Source organism: Lachnoclostridium sp. Marseille-P6806, from assembly GCF_964238185.1.
Lineage (GTDB): Bacteria > Bacillota > Clostridia > Lachnospirales > Lachnospiraceae > Brotaphodocola.
This window is the reverse complement of the sequence record NZ_CAXSLG010000002.1, coordinates 197928-219789: the sequence shown is the minus strand read 5'-3', so window position 1 is coordinate 219789 and position 21862 is coordinate 197928. Positions and strand designations below refer to the sequence as shown.

23 protein-coding genes and 1 other annotated feature are annotated in these 21862 nt (G+C 47.6%); of the genes, 20 read left to right on the top strand and 3 right to left on the bottom strand.

Translation table 11 applies throughout. From position 1 onward, the window contains the following. Positions 1–18: 18 nt before the first annotated feature. The 5 genes from ACESON_RS03115 to ACESON_RS03095 all read left to right on the top strand — a co-directional run bounded on the left by ACESON_RS03115 (position 19) and on the right by ACESON_RS03095 (position 3259). Entirely contained in the window at positions 19–1332 is a 1314-nt protein-coding gene (locus tag ACESON_RS03115; protein WP_373108454.1) for a hypothetical protein, read from the top strand. Positions 1333–1335: 3 nt separating this feature from the next. Continuing rightward, positions 1336–1683, top strand: a complete 348-nt coding sequence (locus ACESON_RS03110; protein WP_177958405.1) for a hypothetical protein — start codon at positions 1336–1338, stop codon at positions 1681–1683. A gap of 4 nt (positions 1684–1687) precedes the next feature. Then, complete coding sequence (locus ACESON_RS03105; protein ID WP_373108452.1) at positions 1688–2590, top strand: DUF2953 domain-containing protein; 903 nt, start codon at positions 1688–1690, stop codon at positions 2588–2590. A gap of 12 nt (positions 2591–2602) precedes the next feature. After that, the gene (locus ACESON_RS03100; protein ID WP_373108450.1) at positions 2603–3004 is read left to right on the top strand and encodes a GerW family sporulation protein; all 402 of its coding nucleotides are present in this window, start codon (positions 2603–2605) and stop codon (positions 3002–3004) included. A gap of 117 nt (positions 3005–3121) precedes the next feature. Beyond that, complete coding sequence (locus ACESON_RS03095; protein WP_177960259.1) at positions 3122–3259, top strand: hypothetical protein; 138 nt, start codon at positions 3122–3124, stop codon at positions 3257–3259. Between the two features lie 63 nt (positions 3260–3322). Here the strand turns inward: ACESON_RS03095 and rpmB are convergent, their stop codons facing one another. Further along, complete coding sequence (rpmB, locus tag ACESON_RS03090) at positions 3323–3508, bottom strand: 50S ribosomal protein L28 (protein ID WP_118533668.1); 186 nt, start codon at positions 3506–3508, stop codon at positions 3323–3325. A gap of 275 nt (positions 3509–3783) precedes the next feature. On the opposite strand from rpmB, the gene ACESON_RS03085 reads away from it, so the two are divergent. From ACESON_RS03085 to ACESON_RS03050, 8 genes are all read left to right on the top strand, one after another. Next, on the top strand, positions 3784–4140 hold the full coding sequence (locus ACESON_RS03085; RefSeq protein ID WP_177960258.1) for an Asp23/Gls24 family envelope stress response protein: 357 nt from the start codon (positions 3784–3786) through the stop codon (positions 4138–4140). A 13-nt stretch (positions 4141–4153) separates the two neighbouring features. Then, entirely contained in the window at positions 4154–5833 is a 1680-nt protein-coding gene (locus ACESON_RS03080; protein WP_177960257.1) for a DAK2 domain-containing protein, read from the top strand. 7 nt (positions 5834–5840) lie between these two features. Next, positions 5841–7907, top strand: a complete 2067-nt coding sequence (gene recG / locus ACESON_RS03075; RefSeq protein WP_373108448.1) for an ATP-dependent DNA helicase RecG — start codon at positions 5841–5843, stop codon at positions 7905–7907. Between the two features lie 110 nt (positions 7908–8017). Beyond that, positions 8018–8314: a binding site (T-box leader), on the top strand. A 168-nt stretch (positions 8315–8482) separates the two neighbouring features. Further along, entirely contained in the window at positions 8483–9550 is a 1068-nt protein-coding gene (locus tag ACESON_RS03070; protein WP_373108615.1) for an ABC transporter substrate-binding protein, read from the top strand. Between the two features lie 63 nt (positions 9551–9613). Next, on the top strand, positions 9614–10495 hold the full coding sequence (locus tag ACESON_RS03065; protein WP_177960255.1) for an ABC transporter permease: 882 nt from the start codon (positions 9614–9616) through the stop codon (positions 10493–10495). Next, on the top strand, positions 10488–11261 hold the full coding sequence (locus ACESON_RS03060) for an ATP-binding cassette domain-containing protein (protein ID WP_177960254.1): 774 nt from the start codon (positions 10488–10490) through the stop codon (positions 11259–11261). Before ACESON_RS03065 ends, ACESON_RS03060 begins: the two co-directional genes overlap by 8 nt. A 175-nt stretch (positions 11262–11436) precedes the next feature. Beyond that, positions 11437–12465 (top strand): sensor histidine kinase, encoded by a 1029-nt coding sequence (locus tag ACESON_RS03055; RefSeq protein WP_373108614.1) that lies wholly within the window; start codon positions 11437–11439, stop codon positions 12463–12465. Further along, on the top strand, positions 12458–13147 hold the full coding sequence (locus ACESON_RS03050; protein ID WP_177960252.1) for a response regulator: 690 nt from the start codon (positions 12458–12460) through the stop codon (positions 13145–13147). The genes ACESON_RS03055 and ACESON_RS03050 overlap by 8 nt, the downstream gene beginning before the upstream one ends. Before the next feature lie 117 nt (positions 13148–13264). Here the strand turns inward: ACESON_RS03050 and ACESON_RS03045 are convergent, their stop codons facing one another. Both ACESON_RS03045 and bsh read right to left on the bottom strand, forming a co-directional pair. Next, positions 13265–13579, bottom strand: coding sequence for a DUF6465 family protein (locus ACESON_RS03045; RefSeq protein WP_373108446.1), 315 nt, complete (start codon positions 13577–13579; stop codon positions 13265–13267). A gap of 94 nt (positions 13580–13673) precedes the next feature. Continuing rightward, positions 13674–14645 carry a choloylglycine hydrolase gene (bsh, locus tag ACESON_RS03040; RefSeq protein ID WP_373108444.1) on the bottom strand — a complete coding sequence of 324 codons (972 nt, stop codon included), beginning with the start codon at positions 14643–14645 and terminating at the stop codon, positions 13674–13676. Positions 14646–14881: 236 nt separating this feature from the next. Here bsh and ACESON_RS03035 point away from each other — a divergent pair, with 236 nt between their 5' ends. The 7 genes from ACESON_RS03035 (at position 14882) to ACESON_RS03005 (ending at position 21845) form a co-directional block, all read left to right on the top strand. Next, positions 14882–16579, top strand: coding sequence for a DEAD/DEAH box helicase (locus ACESON_RS03035; protein ID WP_177960249.1), 1698 nt, complete (start codon positions 14882–14884; stop codon positions 16577–16579). Between the two features lie 204 nt (positions 16580–16783). Then, positions 16784–17923, top strand: a complete 1140-nt coding sequence (nagA, locus tag ACESON_RS03030; protein ID WP_177960248.1) for an N-acetylglucosamine-6-phosphate deacetylase — start codon at positions 16784–16786, stop codon at positions 17921–17923. A gap of 29 nt (positions 17924–17952) precedes the next feature. Next, a complete protein-coding gene (proC, locus tag ACESON_RS03025) occupies positions 17953–18750 on the top strand; it encodes a pyrroline-5-carboxylate reductase (RefSeq protein ID WP_177960261.1) in 798 nt (265 codons plus the stop codon). A 37-nt stretch (positions 18751–18787) separates the two neighbouring features. Then, positions 18788–19357: an NUDIX hydrolase gene (locus ACESON_RS03020; RefSeq protein ID WP_373108441.1), complete on the top strand. Its 570-nt coding sequence runs from the start codon at positions 18788–18790 to the stop codon at positions 19355–19357. Between the two features lie 55 nt (positions 19358–19412). Continuing rightward, complete coding sequence (locus ACESON_RS03015) at positions 19413–19937, top strand: hypothetical protein (RefSeq protein WP_177960247.1); 525 nt, start codon at positions 19413–19415, stop codon at positions 19935–19937. 224 nt (positions 19938–20161) lie between these two features. Next, positions 20162–21049 (top strand): tyrosine recombinase, encoded by an 888-nt coding sequence (locus tag ACESON_RS03010; protein WP_177960246.1) that lies wholly within the window; start codon positions 20162–20164, stop codon positions 21047–21049. A 64-nt stretch (positions 21050–21113) separates the two neighbouring features. After that, positions 21114–21845, top strand: a complete 732-nt coding sequence (locus ACESON_RS03005; RefSeq protein ID WP_177960245.1) for an N-acetylmuramoyl-L-alanine amidase — start codon at positions 21114–21116, stop codon at positions 21843–21845. The last annotated feature ends 17 nt before the right edge of the window (positions 21846–21862 follow it).

Below are 21862 nucleotides of genomic sequence, written 5' to 3'. Positions count from 1 at the left end.
CGGGAGGAACAGGGTATTATGGCATATACATGGAAAAAACAGGCATCTTCGGCCTATGGTCTTTCTCTGACACAGCTGGTGCTGAATGCAGTTATGTTTGCAGAGGAGCTTCCGGAGCAGTATGAGGACTGGATGGATTATCAGAAGCAGACGGACAGGCGGGTGATTCTGCTCATAAAAGAGTTTCTGGACGGACAGGATATTTTGGACGAGGTAAAGGCTCTGCGCCGTCAGGCGGAAAAGGAAATGAATACAGTAATCTCCTATACAGATGCTTTTCTGGTGTATGAATATGCATTAAACCGGCTGGAACGCCGCTTTTGCCCGGATATGCCGGATGTCACCGTAAAAGAGCAGGAGTTGGTTTCGCAGCTGACTGCCTATATTTTTGGCGGAGAGGACAGCAATGCTGTCAATATGCGGATTCAGGAGGTGGTATCACAGCTTCCTGTGCGTTTCACACGGCAGAAATATTACAGCATGGTCAAGGATTCCCTTCAGGCTTACGCAGGCGCGTACAGGGATACCCTGGATCATATGATGTATATGCTTTCCACTGGCAGTATGACGGAAAGGGATTGTGAGGACGACAGTTTTCAGTTCCTGAATCAGCTGCTGAAGAATTTGCAGGAGATTTCTTTTAAAACCATGGATGCCGACACCTATCACATGGCGTGCGGCAAAACACAGGAAGCAGGCGTCATGCTGCGCGCTTTGGCAGATTACTGTCAGAGTGAAGCGGAAATTTTGAACAGCCTTTATGTGCTTTGCCTGACTCGAGAGGATGCCATGCGCAACGTAGGAGAGGAGAAGCAGGCGTTCCGGATCCTGGCAGAATTCTGCAGAATCTGTGAAGGCCGGGAACAGAGGGAACCTGAGGAATGGGAGGATCAGCTTTCCGGTCTGGAGGAAATGCTGGAGTCGGTAGAAGGACTTCAGGAAGAATATTATGACCGCTATCTCCGGCTGGAGCAGCCGCCTTTTTCTGAGACAGATGAAAGCGATGAGGCAAAACGAAGCAGATGGGTCGATATGCTTTTGGCAGGAAGTACTTTTGTTATGCCAGAGAAGCAGGCAGATCAGAGTATTGTAAAGGAAGAGGATATCGAGGAGGCCATGAAGGCATACATAGCTGTTATGGATCCGGTTTTGACCTCTGTTCAGAAGCCGGTAGCCCGGGCGATTATGGCAACCAGCCTTTCCATCCTTCCTGTATTTTTCAACTCTGCGGAGGAAATTCACAATTATATTGAAAACAGCCTTGGCAGCTGTACAGATCCTTTTGAAAAGGCAACCTGTATGGAACTGCTTCAGCAAATTATGGAGAATTAATCTATGCGCTGGTATAGCCATCTGTATGTTGGTGAGAAAGCCGGAAAAAGGCGGTTTTCCATTATCCAGGGAATCCGGGAGGGAAAACTGCAGCCGGAGGTTTATGTGATTACACCGCCGCAGAACGGGAATAATATTCTTGATATTTATCCTGCTCCCATGCTTCTTCTCCCGCCCTACCGGGACGAGGATATGGAGATTCTGGGAATTGCAGTTACTTACTGGGAAGCCCTGGAGGTAGTGCGGCAGATGGTTGAGGACATGTACCGCTGCTGTGGGGAAAGGCTGAATCTGCAGGAATTCCTGCATTGCAGTGCGGACGGAGACGAAAATAGAAACAGTTGGGAATGATTGCATGTTAGGGATTTTTTTAGGAATCTTAAAATGGCTGGGGATTTTGCTCCTGGTGCTCCTGGGACTGGTTCTGACTGTCCTTCTGGCAGTTCTCTTCGTTCCTGTCCGCTACGAAGCAGAGGGAAGCTTCAGAGGAGAGCTGCTGGCAAAGGGACAGATCAGCTGGCTGTGGCGTTTATTTTCTATCCAGGCAGTTTATGATGGAGATACAGAGGTGTCTCTGCGGATTTTCGGAGTAAAGCCGGGCAGAAAAAAAGAGACAGCAGAGAGAACGGAAAAAACGGAGACTCCAGATCCTGTGGTGACAGGAAGCGGGAAGCGCCCGGAGGAAGAAGTGCCGGTATACGAAAGTCGCCCCAAGGCAGAGGCACCGGCGAGTGAGAAACACCAAGGGACAGAGGAAGGGATAAAGGAGAAAGTACCGGCGGCAGGAACAAAAAATGCGAAGAACGGACAGAAGAAAAAACGCGTCCGTCAGAGTCTGTTTCAAAAAATAAAAGTTACATTTCAGAGGAACTGTGGTAAACTGAAGACAGCAGAAGAGAGATGGCAGAAGCTTATGGAGTTTCTGGAAAAAGAAGAAAATAAAAATACCTTCCGTCTTCTGAAAAGACAGGTGATCCGCTTTTTTAAGCACGTTCTTCCAGGAAAGGTTTCCGGAACCGTTCGGTTTGGATTTGAGGATCCCTATACTACAGGAAGAATTCTGACTTATATCAGTCCATTTTACGGATGGTACGGGAGAACGATTCAGGTGATTCCTGTATTTGACGAACAGGTTCTGGACGGAGAGCTTTCTCTGAAAGGCCGTATTCGGATTGCCACCCTGCTTTTTATTGGATTTCAGGTGTGGCGGGACAAAAATTTCAGAACACTGCTGAAGCGATGGCAGGCAGCATATTAAGGAGGCAGTACTATGGCAGACAATCATTTTGCGTCAACGGTAGAATCCCTGTTTCGGGGAATGGATCAGTTTGTTACAACGAAAACCGTAGTGGGAGAGGCGGTAAAGATTGATGATGCAATTATTCTTCCGCTGGTAGATGTAACCTGCGGTATGGCAGCGGGTTCTTTTGCAGACAATGCCAAGCAGAACGGCGGCGGCGGTATGAGCGCCAAAATGAGCCCCAGCGCTGTGCTTGTGATTCAGAACGGCGTTACCAGACTGGTTAATATTAAGCAGCAGGACGCAGTGACAAAGGTACTGGATATGGTTCCTGATCTTGTGAATAAGTTTACGGGAAAGAAAAGAGAAGAGATTTCTCCGGAAGTAATGGAAGCGGCAGAGGAAATGGCAGCCGGCGACGGAGAAAAATAATCCTTTCCAAAAAGGAAGATTTTTGGAAAGGTGCAGAAGAGCACATACAGAGAAGAAGCGCATCTATCTGGGACAGCGGCATAGAATGAAATATAGCTGGTTTTGAGGAGTGAGCCTGTGAAACGAGTATTCGGACTTATGCTGTTTTGTTTCGGAATGGGGATGACGCTTCTTTTATTTATTCCTGAGACCCTGACTACTCTGATTTTTATTATCGGATGCCTGGCTCTGGGATATCATCTGTTTTGCTGTTAGCATAAAAAACCCATAAACGCAAAGAAACGCGTCGAAAAGACGCGTTTTCTGCAATGTTCATTATTATGCTCTCTCAACTAAGCCGGAACGTAAGCAAGAAGTACATACATACATCTTTTTAGCGCCGCCGTTAACCTTAACCTTAACAGATTTAACGTTTGCTTTCCAGATCGCATTGGATCTTCTATGAGAGTGGCTCACATTATTACCGAAGTGAGCAGCCTTTTCACAGATTGCACATTTAGCCATGATTGCACCTCCTTAACCGGTACTTGATTTCCCAGCGGGAAACCACAACAAATGTATGATACCAGATACTTATGGATTTTGCAAGCAGAATTTGTGAATTTCTTAAAAATAAACCTATTGAGATGGAAAAAGGCAGGAAGGAGCCGTGCTGATGGAAAGTCAGAATAGACACAGGTGCAGTCATGTGATATACTAAAGACGGTTCGCAGAAAATTTATTATTATTTTCCTATGGATTTTGGAAATGTTTTCATGAATAAAAATGGAGGGGTTCATATGAAAGGACGCATCAACAATAAGCTTGGTGAAATCCAGATCAGTTCTGATGTGATTGCCATGTATGCAGGTATGACGGCAGTAGAATGCTTTGGTATCGTAGGTATGGCGGCAGTCAGCATGAAGGATGGTCTGGTGAAGCTGCTGAAAAGAGAGAGTCTCGCCCATGGAATCAATGTAGAGGTAGAGGATAACCGGCTTACGATAGATTTTCATGTTATTGTGGCCTATGGCGTCAGTATCTGTGCTGTTTCAGACAACCTGATGGCTACTGTAAAATACAAAGTTGAAGAATTCACCGGCATGAGCGTTGAGAAGATCAATGTTTTTGTAGAAGGTGTACGAGTGATTGATTAAGGAGGACCTACCGGTGAGTTTACAGGTGATTGATGCCGGATTGATGCAGCGGGCATTTCTGGCAGGAGCCAAGGGATTAGAGGCAAAAAAAGAGTGGATTAATGAACTGAACGTATTTCCTGTTCCGGACGGAGATACAGGAACCAATATGACAATGACCATTATGGCGGCAGCCAAGGAGGTTGCTTCCATGGAGGAACCGACCATTGACGGTCTGGCAAAGGCGATTTCTTCCGGTTCTCTGCGTGGAGCGAGAGGAAACTCAGGTGTAATTCTTTCCCAGCTTTTCCGCGGATTTGCCAAGGAGATCAAGGGTCATGAGACCATTGATGTGGATGTTTTGGCTGCTTCATTTAACCGGGCTGCAGAGACAGCTTACAAGGCAGTGATGAAGCCTAAGGAGGGCACAATTCTGACAGTTGCCAGAGGAATGGCGGACAAGGCTCTTGAGGTGGCAGAGCAGACCGAGGATATTCTGGTGTTTGCAGAAAAGGTGATTGAGCATGGAGATTACGTGCTCAGCCAGACCCCGGAGATGCTTCCGGTGCTGAAGCAGGCAGGTGTGGTGGATTCTGGCGGCCAGGGGCTGATGCAGGTCTTAAAAGGCGTTTTAGACGGCTTAAAGGGCAAAGAAGTGGATATGACAGTTCCGGGCGCAGGGGCAGCAGCTTCCTCTGGGGCAGCAGCCGGAGCTTCTGAGATTGACACAGCTGACATTAAATTCGGATACTGCACAGAGTTTATTATTAATGTGGAAAAAAACTATGACGAGGCGGAGGAGCAGCATCTTAAGGCCTATCTGGAATCCATCGGTGATTCTATTGTAGTAGTGTCCGACGATGATGTAGTGAAGGTTCATGTTCACACCAACGATCCAGGTCTTGCCATTCAGAAGGCTCTGACTTACGGTTCCCTTTCCCGGATGAAGATTGACAACATGCGGGAGGAGCACCAGGAACGCCTGATTCAGAATGCGGAGCAGGAGGCTCTTCGTCAGAAGGAAAAAGAGCAGGAGGAAAAGCAGGAACCCCGCAAGGCCAACGGCTTTATTGCTGTATCAGTCGGAGAGGGGCTTGGCGAGATTTTCCGCGGAATCGGTGTAGACTATCTGATTGAAGGCGGTCAGACCATGAATCCCAGCACAGAGGATATGCTCAATGCCATTGATCATGTGAATGCAGATACGGTTTACATTCTGCCAAATAATAAAAACATTATTCTGGCAGCAGAACAGGCTAAGTATCTGGTAGAGGACAAAGAAATTGTAGTTGTTCCGTCTAAAACGGTTCCCCAGGGAATTGCAGCTATGATTAATTTTATTCCGGATCATTCCAAAGAGGAAAATTTGGAGTCCATGACAGAGGAGATGAGCCGAATTAAAACCGGACAGGTAACCTATGCAGTCCGCAATACAGTGATTGACGATAAGGAGATCCATGAAGGCGATATTATGGGTATCGGCGATCATGGCATTCTTGCAGTCAGCCAGAGTATTGAGGAAACAGTGATCGAGACTCTTGCGGCAATGATTGACGAGGACTGCGAGCTGGTAAGCATCTACTACGGAAGCGATGTTGAGGAAGCTGACGCTGAGGCTGTTCTGGAAAAGGCTCAGGAAACATGGCCCCAGCTGGAGTTCGAACTGCAAAGCGGAGGACAGCCCATTTACTATTATCTGCTGTCTGCAGAGTAGGCGGCCTATGAACCAGGAACCAGTTACAAGTTTAAAGGGAATCGGAGAAAAGACAGCAGGACTTTTTGCGCGGCTTGGGGTTTGTACAGTGGAGGATCTGCTTCACGATTATCCCAGAGCCTATGATGCCTATGAAGAGCCGGTGCCTGTGGGAAAGCTTCAGGAAAACACCACGGCGGCGGTTGCGGGCCAGCTGTTAAAGACGCCTTCTGTCCGCCGGTTCAAAAATATACAGGTAATTGTTGCTACAGTAAAAGATATGACGGGCAGCCTGCAGCTGACCTGGTATAACATGCCCTATCTGCGGAATACTCTGCAGATGGGGCAGTTTCTGGTATTCCGGGGAAGAGCAGTGAAAAAAGGCGGACGTCTGACCATGGAGCAGCCGGAGATTTTTACGCCGGAAGCCTATGAGGCAGTCAGGGATTCCATGCAGCCCATATACGGACAGACGAAGGGACTGGGAAATAAGGCCATTGTCCGGGCTGTGGCTCAGGCGCTGGAGCAAAGGCAGCTGGAGCGGGAATATCTGCCTCCCTCTCTCCGGGAAAAATATGAGCTGGCGGAATATAATTATGCAATAGAGCATATCCACTTTCCTTCCAGCCGTCAGGAGCTCCTTTTTGCAAGAAAACGTCTTGTATTTGACGAATTTTTCTTTTTTCTTCTGGCAGTGCGGAGGCTGAAGGAAAAACGCCAGGACTGCAGGAGTTCTTTTGTTATGAGCCACGCTTCCCAGGTGGATCAGCTGATAGAAGCTCTGCCCTACAGCCTGACAGAAGCCCAGAATAAGGTTTTGAAGGAGGTCAGCCGGGATCTGGAAAGCGGTCTGGTGATGAACCGTCTGATTCAGGGAGATGTGGGCTCCGGAAAAACCATTATCGCAGTGCTGGCCCTGCTCCAGACGGCCTGTAATGGTTTTCAGGGCGCTTTGATGGCTCCTACGGAGGTTTTGGCAAGACAGCATTTTGAATCCATTACCGGGCTTTTTAAAACCTATAACATTGAAAAAACAGCAGTCCTTGTGACTGGCTCCATGACAGCAAAGGAAAAACGGACTGCCTATGAAAAAATTGCTTCTCACGAGGCAGATATTATTGTGGGAACCCATGCGCTGATTCAGGAAAAGGTTCATTATCACCGACTGGGGCTGGTGATTACAGATGAGCAGCACCGTTTCGGAGTCGGACAGAGGGAGGCTTTGGGCAGCAAGGGCCAGGAAAATGGCTCGCTTCCCCATGTGCTGGTTATGAGCGCCACACCGATTCCGCGGACTCTGGCAATTATCCTTTATGGAGATCTGGATATTTCTGTAATTGATCAGATGCCGGCCAACCGTCTGCCCATTAAAAACTGCGTGGTGAATACCGGATATCGGGAGAGGGCCTATCAGTTTATTGCAAGAGAGGTGGCGGCAGGACGGCAGGCGTATGTGATCTGTCCCATGGTGGAGGCAAGCGAAATGATTGAGGCGGAGAATGTGCTGGATTACACCAAGCTTTTACGTCAGAAGCTGCCGGAAACCATTACTGTGGAATATCTTCACGGAAAGATGAAGGGAAAAGAGAAAAATCAGATTATGGAGCGTTTTGCTGCCGGGGAAATCCAGGTGCTGGTTTCTACAACTGTAGTGGAAGTCGGCGTCAACGTGCCCAATGCCACAGTAATGATGATTGAAAATGCCGAGCGCTTCGGCCTGGCCCAGCTTCATCAGCTGCGGGGGCGGGTTGGCCGGGGAAGCCATCAGTCCTACTGCATTATGGTCAACTGCTCGGATCAGGAGGGAACTCAGGAGCGGCTGGATATATTAAACCGATCCAACGACGGCTTTTATATTGCCTCTGAGGATTTGAAGCTGCGGGGACCGGGAGACTTTTTCGGTATTCGCCAGAGCGGAGACATGGAATTCAAGCTGGCAGATATTTACACAGATGCCGGTCTGTTAAAGACTGTTTCAGAGGAAGTAAACCGGATTCTGGACGAGGATCCTACCCTGGAGGGAGAGGAATATGCGGCTTTGAAGGAGCGGCTGGAAGCCAGTCTTTCCCAGAGCTATGAGCGGCTGAATCTATAGCCAGGGAGAATTGACCGGAAGCGGGGAGACAAAAATAAAAATGTCAGACAAATTTTTTTCAAAAAAACAGTTGACAAACAGCAGACAGCGGCGTATGATAAGACCAATACAAAAAACCGATGAGAAAGAGGAGTAGGCTTAATACCGAAAATCACAGAGAGCTGCAGGCGGTGGGATTGCAGTATGGACGGATTTGCTGAATGGACTTTCGAGGGCAGCTTTGAAGCCGGAAGCGGGGCGGGATTTCCAGATAGAATTTACAGTCAGTATGGAAGCCTTTTCGTGAACGGACAGTAGGAGCTGACGGAGACCACAACCGTTATCTGGTGGCGTATATGTTTGTATACGGAGTAAGTGGGCAAAGGCCAATTTGAGTGGTACCGCGGATTTGTTAATTCGTCTCAGATACAGGAAACTGTATCTGGGACTTTTTTTATGTTCTATGATATAAAAACGCTCCGCGAGGATCAATTCTTTGTTCCCTCCCTATACCTGCATGAATCTGTTTCATTTCCCTTCGCTGACGGCAAAGCCGCAGCGGAGAAAAAACAAGAAGCGTTCAGGAGGAAAAAATGATGAGAAAACATGTTATGGCAGTAATGATGGCAGCAGCGGCAATGGTAATGGCAGGATGTTCCGGAAATAACTCAGAAGCATCAAAAGGCGCTGAGACAGCAAAAACAGAGGCAGCCGGTACACAAGAGGCTGGAACAGCCCCGGAGGCAGAGGCTTATACCATTGGCATTGGACAGTTTGCAGAGCACGGCTCTTTAGACAACTGCCGCACCGGTTTTTTACAGGGACTGGAAAAAGAGGGCTTTAAAGAAGGGGAAAATCTGACGGTGCTTTATGAAAATGCCCAGACAGACGGAGGAACCTCCAGCCAGATTATGGATAATTTCCTGGCCAAGAAGGTGGATCTCATTTGCGCCATCGCAACTCCGATTGCCCAGAGTGCATACAGCGCGGCAAAGGATACCGGCGTGCCGGTTATTTATACAGCAGTTACGGATCCGGTTCTTGCAGAGCTGGCAGCAGAAGATGGAACTCCGGTGGGAAATATTACCGGTACCAGCGATAAGCTTCCTGTAGAGAATCAGCTGGAAATGATTCGCACCATGCTTCCTGATGCAAAAACCATTGGAATCATGTACAGCACCAGTGAGGTAAACTCAATTTCCGCGATTGAAGAATACAAGGAGGCAGCTTCGGAATATGGATTTGAGATTGTGGAAAGCGGCGTATCCTCTCCGGCAGATATTCCGCTGGCAGCAGATTCTCTTCTGGAAAAGGTAGACTGCATGACGAACCTGACAGATAATACGGTGGTAAGTTCTCTGCCGCTGATTCTTGATAAGGCAGGAAAGAAGGGAATTCCTGTATTTGGAAGTGAGGTAGAACAGGTAAAAATCGGATGTCTGGCAGCTATGGGACTGGATTACATCAGCCTGGGTGAGCAGACGGGACGGATGGCAGCTCAGGTGCTTCGGGGAGAGAAAAAGGCGGAGGAAATGAAGTTTGAGGTAATCGAACAGGCAGCCTTCTATGGAAACAGCGCCGTTGCAGAAAACCTGGGAATTACGATTCCAGAAGAGTTATCCGGCTCTGCAGCAGAGATGTTTGATCAGATTGCAGCAGAATAACTGGAGACGGTCTGGTTATCAAAAAGCAGCGGTGGAAAATAAAATGTTAGGGAGAAATGCTTCATGTCTATTGTAATCGGCGTTATTGAGGAAGGTCTGATTTATGCCATTATGGCTCTGGGCCTGTATATTACCTACAAAATTCTTGATTTTCCGGATCTGTCCGTAGACGGAACCTTTCCCATGGGAGCGGCAGTGACGGCCATGGTGATTTTAAAGGGAGTGCATCCGGCAGCTGCGCTGTTTATAAGCTTTTTTGCGGGAATGGCGGCAGGGTGCATTACCGGTCTGATTCATGTAAAGCTGAAGGTGCGGGATCTGCTGTCCGGAATTATTGTAATGACGGCTCTCTACTCAGTCAATCTGAGGATTGCAGGCAAATCCAATCTGCCGATTTTCAGCAAGGAGACGATTTTTGGCAACAGCTTTTTGAACACGGCGGTACCGGAAGCCTTAAAGCCCTGGACTGTAAGTATCCTTCTTCTGGTGATTGTGGGAATTTGCAAGGTGCTTTTGGATCTGTTTTTAAAGACCAGAGCCGGATATCTTCTGCGGGCTGCAGGAGATAATGAGGTTTTGGTAACCTCTCTGGCAAAAAACAAGGGAACAGTTAAAATTATTGGTCTGGCTCTGGCCAATGGCTTTGTGGCTTTGTCCGGCAGTGTTTACTGTCAGCAGAAGGGATTTTTTGAAATCAGCACTGGAACGGGAACCATGGTCATCGGTCTTGCCAGCGTGATTATCGGAACGAAGCTTCTGAAACGGTTTGGCGCAGTGAAGACCACCACCGCTGTTGTTTTCGGTTCCATCGTTTATAAGGGCTGCGTATCTGCGGCTATTGCTCTGGGCATGGCTGCTTCGGATTTAAAACTGATTACAGCAGTACTGTTTCTGGTTATCCTGGTTGCCAGCAATCAGAAGGAGAGGAGAAAAGCCCATGCTTGAGTTAAATCATATTCAAAAATATTATAATACCGGTACAGTCAATGAAATGCGTCTGTTTGATGATTTTTCCCTGACAATCGGTGACGGAGAATTTGTGTCTGTAGTAGGATCCAATGGTTCTGGTAAAACCTCTCTCCTGAATCTGATTTGCGGAAGCATTCCTCTGGATGCCGGCTCTATCCGTATCGGAGAAAAGGATATTACCCATATGCCGGAATATAAGCGGCAGAGGCGGATTGGCCGGGTTTATCAGAATCCGGCTATGGGAACCTGTCCGTCCATGACCATTCTGGAGAATATGGCACTGGCAGACAACAAGGGAAAGCCCTTTAATCTGCTGCCAGGAACCAACCGGCAGAGGATTGACTTTTATCGCGAACAGCTAAAAAGCCTGGGACTGGGCCTGGAGGATAAGCTTCATGTGAAGGTCGGTGTGCTCTCCGGCGGACAGCGGCAGGCCATGGCGCTTTTGATGTCCACCATGACGCCGATTGAGTTTTTGATTCTGGATGAGCACACGGCAGCACTGGATCCGAAGACGGCTGAAATTATTATGGAATTGACGGATCAGGTGGTAAAAGAAAAGCATTTGACAACCATCATGGTAACTCATAACCTCCGCTATGCGGTAGAATACGGCAGCCGTCTCATTATGATGCATCAGGGAGAAGCAATTATGGATAAGGGCGGAGAAGAGAAAAAAGTTCTGCGGATTGAAGAGATCCTGGATAAATTCAATGAAATCAGCGTAGAATGCGGCAATTAGCGAAAATTTAGAATAGTTTTATACTCTTTATGCACTTCTTATGGTATACTTATTAAGTGAGGCAGTTTTCTCACTGAGGAGTCTGCCTGAAAGGGGTGCATTTTTTATGAAATTAAAAACACGCCTCGCCATTGCATTTCTCACCTTCAGCCTGCTCCCCATTGTGTTTGTAGGCATGGTGATTTCCATGGGACAGCTGTTTGTGCTTCACCAGTTTAACCGGTTTGGTCCGGAGGTCCGGGCCGTGATGATACAGATGTTGGTAACTGGTGTGATGATTCTGATTTTTGTATGCGCAGCGCTGACGCTCTGGGTGTACCGTTCTGTTTTGCGGCCCTTAAGCAAGCTGCAGGAGGCTACGAGAAAGATTCGGGACGGCAATCTGGACTTTACCCTGGAAGTGGAGGAGGATGACGAGATTGGAGAGCTTTGTCAGGATTTTGAGGAGATGCGTATTCGCCTGAAGGAGAATGCGGAGGAAAAAATTCAGTATGATATCGAAAATAAGGAACTGATCAGCAACATCTCCCACGATTTAAAAACGCCGATTACAGCAATCAAGGGTTATGTGGAGGGCATCATGGATGGCGTGGCCTCTTCCCCGGAAAAGCTGGACAAGTATATCCGAACGATCTACAACAAGGCCAATGACATGGATCGGCTGATTGATGAGCTGACCTTTTACTCCAAGATTGATACCAACAAGATTCCCTATGAGTTCAATAAGATCAATGTAAACAGCTATTTCGGAGACTGTGTGGAGGAAGTAGGACTGGACATGGACTCCAGGAACATTGAGCTGGGGTATTTTAACTATGTCAGTGATGATGTAGTTGTGATTGCCGATGCGGAACAGATGAAGCGGGTGATCAACAATATTATCAGCAATTCTGTAAAATATATGGACAAGCCCAAGGGGATTATCAATATTCGGATCAAGGATGTAGGAGATTTTATCCAGATCGAGATTGAGGATAACGGGCGAGGCATTGCAGCTAAGGATCTGCCGTGTATTTTTGACCGGTTTTACCGCACAGATTCTTCCCGGAATTCGTCACAGGGAGGAAGCGGAATCGGACTTTCCATTGTCCGCAAAATTGTGGAGGATCATGGAGGCCGGATATGGGCCACCAGCAAGGAAGGCATGGGCACAGAGATGCACATTGTGCTGAGAAAATATCAGGAGGTATTACAAAGTGAGTAGGATCTTGATCATTGAGGATGAGAGCAGCATTGCAGAGCTGGAAAAAGATTATCTGGAGCTGAGCGGTTTTGAGGTGGCTTTGGAGGAGGAAGGAAACCAGGGGCTGAAGCGGGCTCTGGAAGAGGATTTCGATCTTCTGATTCTGGATCTGATGCTTCCGGGATTGGATGGATTTGAGATCTGTCGGAGATTTCGGGAGGTAAAGAATACCCCTATTATTATGATTTCTGCCAAAAAAGAAGACATTGACAAAATCCGCGGCCTGGGTCTGGGCGCAGATGATTATATGACAAAGCCCTTCAGTCCCAGTGAGATGGTGGCCCGTGTAAAGGCTCATCTGGCCCGGTATGAGAGATTGATTGGCAGTGGAAGTCCGGAAAATGAGATTATTGAAATCCGTGGCCTGAAGATTGACAAGACGGCCAGAAGGGTGTGGATCAACGGGGAAGAGAAGAATTTTACCACCAAGGAGTTTGACCTTTTAACCTTCCTGGCCCAGAATCCCAACCATGTTTTTACCAAGGAGGAGCTGTTTTCGAAAATCTGGGATATGGAATCCATTGGTGATATTGCAACCGTGACAGTGCATATTAAGAAAATTCGGGAAAAGATCGAGTTCAACACAGCAAAGCCCCAGTATATTGAAACTATCTGGGGAGTGGGGTATCGGTTTAAGGTATAAAAGCGCCGGAGCTTTCTATTTCAAACAGAATAAAGAATACAAAAGCCGCATCACCAGAGGAATAGCTGATGATGCGGCTTTTTGACTGCCTGCAGGCAGAACTTTGCGAATTGGGGATTATCTTAAAATTACGCAGTAATCCTCGCCAGCGGTTCCATCCAGCACATAATAGGCAGCCGCTTCCTCCATATTCACATAAATCTGGATTTCTCTGGCTGTATAGCCCTTCTGTTCCATATCTTTTTTAACAGCATCCTCCACATCCTTTGGACTTAGCTGAAAACCATTGCACTGAAAGCACAGAGACAGAGCCGCCGGCTTTTTTTGAGCTTCCATCGCCTTCTCTGCCTTTTCTTCCTGTTTTAATCCTTCTCTTGCCAGAGCCTCTGCTGTCTTTACAGAAGCCTTGTTTCCTGTATATTTTCTTACCATGATGTCTGTTTCTCCTTTTTGTCAGTATTTAAACGCGCAGGTATAAATATATCTCATTACAGAGAAAAGATCAACCGGCTTCTGGCGGTTTTGTTTAATTCTGGAAGTTTATCATCTGTTCTTTTGTAAGAGGATAGGAATACAGTGTATTTCCATCCAGATTACAGCGGTGCATATCCACGGCGCTGATGCACTGATTTTCATAGGTTGTATAATAATAAATTCCCCGGTCGGTGTTGATACAGGAGGTATAACCAGTAATTTCGTAGGAGCCGTCATCTAGGCGGACACAGCCCCTCTGCTGCTCTACAGAGCCAAGAATATGGAAAAACTGGCTGATGCTTTCTAATTCACTGTCTCCGGATACGGAATTAAGCTTTACATAGGCGGCCCGGACAAATCTAGAGGCAGAGGATAAATCGCCGGGAAGTCCGATGGCCCCCATGCCTTTGCAGTAAGGGCGCAGTTCTACCTGGCCAAATCGGTTTTCCGGAGAATAACAGGTCAGATTGATAAATTCTGTCAAGTGAATCATGTGGTAGTCAAAGCAGGGGTTATTGGTAAGAACTCCTACCGGGTTTTCGTAGATTTTTAACCCGCTTTTTACACACTCTACTGTAATAGAAGCGTCTTTGTCAGAAATCATCCAGTGCAGAGGAGAGAGAGGAAGCTGGTCTGCAAAGTTTTCCTTCCATAGATTTATCTCCGACAGGCAGCGGCGAACCTCAGACAGAGTCTTGCACTGACCAAGAAGCCAGGGAATCAGTTCAAAGGGAGCAATGTTGATTTTTTCCGGATCTGCCGGGAAGTAATGTGCATTTCCCGGGAAATTTAATCCGGCTACAGCCAGTCCCCATTCATTGGCTGCCTCGTAATACAGAGGGTAACCATCCATAACAGTAGCCATTCCGATGATTGCTCCGTGGCTGGACAGAGTTTTCCCGTTTCGGAAGTGGAAGGGGAAATTCCTTGGGGTAACGGTAACGGTTTCCTGATAGGAGTATTCTAAATCCAGAGTTCTTCCAAAATAATGATCTTTTGTTTGATAAGTGACTGCTGTACACATAAGCATTTCCTCCATTCATCCTTGTTAGAATAGAACATGATAGAATTATATCATAAATGGCTTATAAAAAAACAGAAAAATCCATACAGTCTGTTTGACATTCCCATTTATTTATGATAGTATTATTCTTCGTATACTATGAGAGGATTCAGGGGATTCACTTGAACCCTCTCAATTTAGTTTTGAGATTGGAAACCTCTGCCTGGGGCAGAGATCGTTAAAGGAGAAAATATAGAATGGAATCAGTGAGATTTGAAGATTTACAGTTAGACGACCGGATTTTGCGGGCAGTTGCAGATATGGGTTTTGAAGAGGCATCCCCGATTCAGGCAAAGTCTATTCCTGTACAGCTGGAGGGCGTGGATATGATTGGTCAGGCGCAGACTGGTACAGGAAAAACAGCAGCCTTTGGAATTCCCCTTCTGCAGAAAATTGATCCGAAAAACAAAAAGCTGCAGGCGGTAGCTCTGTGTCCCACCAGAGAGCTGGCCATCCAGGTGGCAGAGGAGATCCGCAGTCTGGCAAAGTATATGCATGGCATCAAGGTCCTTCCGATTTACGGAGGACAGGATATTGTACGTCAGATTAAGGGTTTGAAGGACGGCACCCAGATTATTATCGGAACTCCGGGCCGGGTGATGGATCATATGCGCCGGAAAACGGTAAAGTTTGATCAGGTACATACAGTGATTATGGATGAGGCAGATGAGATGCTGAACATGGGCTTTCTGGAAGACATGGAAACTATTTTAAGTCAGCTGCCGACAGAGCGTCAGACGATTATGTTTTCTGCAACCATGCCGCCGGAAATCCAGAAAATTGCAGAAAGCTTCCAGAAGGATCCTCAGGTGATCCGGGTGGTAAAAAAAGAGCTGACGGTACCGAAGGTGACGCAGTATTATTATGAAGTAAAGCCCAGAACCAAGGTGGAGGTTATGTGCCGTCTGCTGGATCTGTATGCGCCCAAGCTGTCTGTGGCATTCTGCAACACAAAAAAGCAGGTAGATGAGCTGGTAGACGAGCTTCAGGGACGGGGCTATTTTGCAGAAGGACTCCACGGAGATCTGAAGCAGATCCAGAGAGACCGGGTTATGAACAGCTTCCGGAACGGACGCACGGAGATTCTGGTGGCTACGGATGTGGCAGCCCGTGGAATTGATGTAGATGATGTTGAGGCAGTGTTTAACTACGATATTCCTCAGGATGATGAGTATTATGTACACCGGATTGGACGAACCGGCCGGGCCGGACGAACCGGAATTGCGTTCAGCTTTGTTGTAGGGCGGGAGGTCTATAAACTGCGGGACATTCAGCGGTACTGCAAGACAAAGATTATTCCTCAGGCAGTGCCGTCTCTGGATGATATTACAGAGATTAAGGCAGAGAAGATTCTGGAACAGGCAGGCTGTGTGATGAATGAGATGGATTTAAGCCCGATCGTTCACATTCTGGAAAAGAAGCTGCTGGAGGAGGATTATACCTCGTTAGAGCTGGCGGCAGCGCTTTTACGGATGCATATGGGCGAAAGTAATGAGGATATTATCATTGACAGCCGGCCGGCACGCTCCCTGGATGATCTGGATTCCTGGGGCGGAAAAGATCAAAGAGGACGCCGGGACGGACGTTATGGCCGTGGACGGGACGCAAGAGGCCAGCGGAGCGGCCGTGGCGGACGGGGACGGAGCCAGGACAATGGAATGGCAAGGCTTTTCCTGAATGTAGGACGGGATCAGAACATTAAGCCGGGAGACGTGCTGGGAGCCATTGCCGGAGAATCCGGTATTTCCGGACGGATGATTGGAAGCATTGATATGTACGATAAATACACTTTTGTAGAGGTTCCGGAGGACTGTGCCGGAGAAGTGCTGGAGTGTATGAAGCGAGTGAAAATCCGCGGAAAAAATGTGCGGATGGAGCTGGCAAACGAGAAATAAAATACCTGTTGTGGATTTTTTTATGAACCTGCGTTATAATAACGGCAGGTTCATTTTTTATGCCATAGGAAAGTGTGTCCTATGACATAAAAACGCTCCGCGAGGATCGCCATGCGGTGGAAGAGAATTTTGTTGCAGAAGCGACCCGCCGCAGGCGGAGAAGCTCGCGAGCTTCTTTTTAATATAAACGCAGGAGGTATTTCTATGATTATTCAAAGCACCAGAGTCTGGATCTGCGGGCAGTTTATGCCTGCGCAGCTGGAGGTACAGGGGGAAAAAATTGCGGGAGTTCATGCTTATCAGTCACATCCGGCGGATGTAGATTATGGCAGTAAACGGATTCTGCCGGGATTTATTGATGTTCATACACATGGGGCTTATGGATTTGATACGAATGATGCTGAGCCGGAGGGACTTCGGGACTGGATGGCTCGGATTCCAGAGGAGGGAGTTACCTCTATTCTTCCTACGACAGTAACTCAGATGCCGGAGGTTCTGACAAAGGCAGTTGCCAATGTAGCAAAGGTTGCAGAAGAGGGCTATGAGGGGGCCGAGATCCTTGGCATCCATTTTGAGGGACCATATCTTGACATGGATTACAAGGGCGCTCAGCCGCCGGAAGCAATTGCTGTTCCTACGGTAGAGCAGTTTTCCATGTATCAGGAAGCAGCGAAGGGTATGATTCGGTATATTACCATGGCTCCAGAGCATGATCCGGACTTTGCTCTGACCAAATACTGTCATGATACAGGCGTTGTTGTCAGCATGGGCCATTCTTCTGCAACCTATGAGGAGGCTTTGCTGGGGATCGCCAACGGCGCTACTTCCATGACTCATGTATACAACGGAATGACACCCTATCATCACAGAAAGCCGGGACTTGTGGGAACGGCTATGCGGGTGCGTGACATTTACGGTGAGATTATCGGAGACGGACAGCACAGCCATCTGGCTGCTTTGAATAATTACATGACAGCTAAGGGACGCGATTACGGAATTCTCGTTACAGACTCTCTTCGGGCAAAACACTGTCCTCCGGGAGGCGATTACGAGCTGGGCGGCCATTCCATAGAGATTCGTGAGAACGGACTGGCTTATCTGAAAGGAACAGAAACCATTGCCGGAAGCACCCTTTATATGAACCGCGGACTGCGGATTATGGTTGAGGACGCTCTGATTCCTGTAGATGCGGCAATCAATGCCTGCACCATTAACCCGGCCAGATGCCTGGGCGTAGATGACAGAAAGGGCAAGCTGGTAGCCGGTTACGATGCGGATATTGTGGTTCTGGAGGATGATTATCAGGTGCTTCAGACATACTGCCGCGGAAAGGCAATGCTGTAAGGCAGGGGGAAAAGAGAATGGCAGACAGAATGTATCAATTTGGTTTCATCGGCATGGGCAATATGGGCTATGCCATTTTAAAGGGACTTCTGGGGGTATACAGTCCAGAGAAGATCACCTTTTCTGCAAGAAATCAGGAAAAGATTCAGGATATTGCAGCCAGGACAGATGTAAAGCCTTCTGAGAATAACCGGGCCTGCGCTTCCTCCTGTAAATATCTGGTGCTGGCAGTGAAGCCGCAGCAGCTGGATGCAGTGATGGAAGAAATTCGTGATGCGGTGGATGAAAGTCAGATTGTGATTTCCATTGCGCCTGGGATTACGATGGAAAATCTCCGCAAGAGATTTGGAAAGCCTTGCCGGATTGTTCGGGCTATGCCCAATACTCCTGCGCTGGTAGGTGAGGGAATGACCGGGGTTTCTTATGATTCCGAAGAGCTTTCTCAGGAGGAAATTCAGGTAATTCATCAATTTTTCCAGTCCTTCGGCCGGATAACTGTGGTGGAGGAAAAACTGATGGATGCTGTGGTCTGTGCCAGCGGAAGCTCTCCTGCTTATGTATACATGTTTATGGAAGCGCTGGCAGACAGTGTGGTAAAATACGGAATTCCCAGAGCTGCAGCCTATGAGCTGGTTGCTCAGACCGTGCTTGGTAGTGCCAAAATGGTGCTGGAGACAGGAGAACATCCAGGACTTTTGAAGGATAAGGTCTGCTCACCGGGAGGAACTACCATTGCCGGGGTGGCTGCTTTAGAAGAGAACGGACTGCGGGGAGCGGTATTCCATGCTACAGATGCCTGCTACGAGAAGTGTACGAAGATCAAATAAACAAAAGTAGAGTAGATGTTTCAGAAAAGAGGATGGGATGATGGAAGAAAAAAACAAAGAAGGGCAAAACCAGATTCCGGCGGTGATTCGTCTGGATCGTCAGTTAAAATATACAGGAACGATTTTAAAGATTTATGAAGATACGGTAATGGCCAATGGTCACGAGGCTCACTGGGATTTTATACATCATGACGGAGCTGCTGCTGTAGTTGCTGTGGATGATGAGGGATACCTTCTGATGGTTCGCCAGTACCGCAATGCTCTGGATCGGGAGACTCTGGAGATTCCGGCAGGAAAGCTGGATGCGCCTGGAGAACCGAAAATTGAGTGTGCTTACCGGGAACTGGAGGAGGAGACTGGTTATCGCTGCGAGCATCTGGAATACCTGATGAGCATGAATACAACTGTGGCCTTCTGTGACGAATTTATTGATATTTTTGTTGCAAGAAATTTGATTCCTTCCAAACAGAATCTGGACGAGGACGAGGTGATTCACGTAGAGCGCTGGAAACTGGAGGATTTGCTGGAACTGATTTATTCAGGAAAAATGACAGATGCAAAAACAACGGCGGCGATTCTCGCTTATGCCAGAAAATACGGAAAATAAGTCTTCCTCTGTCATAGACCGGCGTTTTTCTGCGTACATATAGAAAAAAACGGCGGTGAGAGAGACGAAACGCAGATATGCTCTGTTTTTCTGGCTGGCAGCCGGCTGGCTCCTGGGAGCAGTGGGAGTCAACCGGCTGTTTGCTTCTGGGCTGATTAACGGTCAGGCTCTTTATGGTTTTGTGACAGACGGATGGATTGGAGCCATAGAAGGACAGAAGGCGGCAGTCTATCGGATTGCGGCAGTCCGAGTGGCGCAGACAGTGGCAGCTGCAGGAATCTGCAGGAGCAGAATGCAGAATTTTGGAATACCATTTCTTCTTGTCTTAACAGGCTTTGCAGGCAGTACTGCGCTGGTAGTTTTTACCTGGTGCAGAGGACTGGAGGGAATGTGGTGCTTTCTGGTATCCGGCTTTCCCCATCAGCTGTTTTATCTGGCAGCCTGGGGACTGTTGGCTTATCGATACGGGTATGGTCTTTCCGCACGCAGAGGAAGGTTCTGGAGTGCGGTAATCAGTCTTACTGCCGGGGGTATACTGGCAGAAATCCGCCTGAATCCTCTGTTTTTGAAACTGCTGTAATAATCCAAATACTCCTATGAAAAAACTTTTTTTGTTTTTTTACAACATATTGAAGCCGGAAACAACGGCGCTCCATATGTTGTATTTTTTTATGTTAAGCATCAAAAAAGCAGAGGAAAAGTGGGAAAAATGTGTTTGATTTTATGATAAAATGCGGATATAATGGTACACACATGAGAAAAATACGGTAATTTTGGACGAAAGAGAGTTTGAGGAAGATTGGAATGACAGAAGAAATAGATGCTTTTATTGACTATTTGCAGCAGGTGAAAAAATCATCGGTCAATACGACCATGTCTTATCGAAGGGATTTGACTCAGTTATGGGAGTATCTGAAACAGCAGGGGATTGACGAACCTTCCCGGGTGACAAAGACCAGTCTGAATTCTTATATTTTATATCTGGAGGGGCAGGGGAAAGCTTCTACAACGATTTCCCGTGTCGTTGCATCGATGAAATCTTTTTTTCATTATGAGATGATTCAGGGAAACATCAGAAAGGATCCGGCCGAGTTTTTAAAAACCCCGAAGATCGAAAAGAAAGCGCCGGTTTTTTTGACCGTAGAGGAGGTAGACCGCTTTTTACAGCAGCCCAGCGGAGATTCTCCCAAGGAGGTTCGGGACAAAGCTATGCTGGAGCTTTTATATGCTACCGGTATTCGGGTTTCTGAGCTGATTGGGCTGACTATGGAGGATGTGAATCTGGGAGTAGGCTTTATTATCTGCCGGGACGGACAGAGAGAGCGGATGATTCCCTTTGGCAAAGCGGCAGGAGAATCCTTGAAGCATTACCTGGATACAGCTCGGGTACGGCTGCTGAAGGGAAAGGGATCTCCCTGGCTGTTTACCAACTGTAGCGGCAGTCCCATGTCACGTCAGGGCTTTTGGAAGATTGTAAAGTACTACGGCGAGAAGGCCGGGATTGAGACAGATATTACTCCCCACACTCTGCGCCATTCCTTTGCAGCCCATCTAATCAGCGGAGGCGCGGATCTCCAGGCAGTGCAGACTATGCTGGGCCATGCGGATCTTGCTACCACCCAGGCTTATATTACTTATTTGCAAAAAGATCCTCTGAGAAAAGCCTACACAGGCGCTCATCCGAGAAAATAGCAGTTTTGGTGAATATAATATACGGAAACAGAAAATGCCTGCAGAAGGAAGGAATGAAACTATAATGGGAGAAGAACGGGAAAACAGAAAACGAAGCAGAAGACAGCGAAAGAATAAAAACCGCCGGATGACGCTCAGACAGAAGACCCTTGCGCTTCTGACCCTGGATACCATCCTTTTGATTGCCGTTTTGATTACCGGAGGTATGCTGATGGCCCGCTGGTATCGGGAAAAAAATCGCCCCCGCCTGTCAGAGCTGACTGCACCGGAGTGGTATACCCAGGACTTTCTCCAAATCAATCCCTATTCCAGACCGGGAACCAAGCGCAGGGAGATCAATCACATTGTGGTTCATTACGTTGCCAATCCGGGAACTACGGCGGCGCAGAACCGTTCTTATTTCAACAATCTGGCCAATCAGACCGGAGAAAAGGCAACCTCAGCCAGCAGCCATTATATTATCGGAATTGACGGAGAGATCCTTCAGTGCATTCCTTTAGATGAGGTGGCCTATGCCAATTATCCCCGGAATGAGGATACGGTTTCCATTGAGTGCTGCCATCCAGATGCATCGGGAGAATTTTCTTCTGAAACAATAGAAGCCTTAAAAAGGCTGACGGGATGGCTCTGCGCGGAGCTGAATCTGACAGAGAGGGATATTATCCGCCATTATGATGTGGTGGGAAAAAACTGTCCCAAGTATTATGTAGAGCATGAGGATGCCTGGAAGTCCCTGAAAAAAGAAATGGGAGAAGCAGTGAAGCAGGCAAAGCAGGAGAAACGGGACAGAGAATAGAAAGGAATCCTGAATTT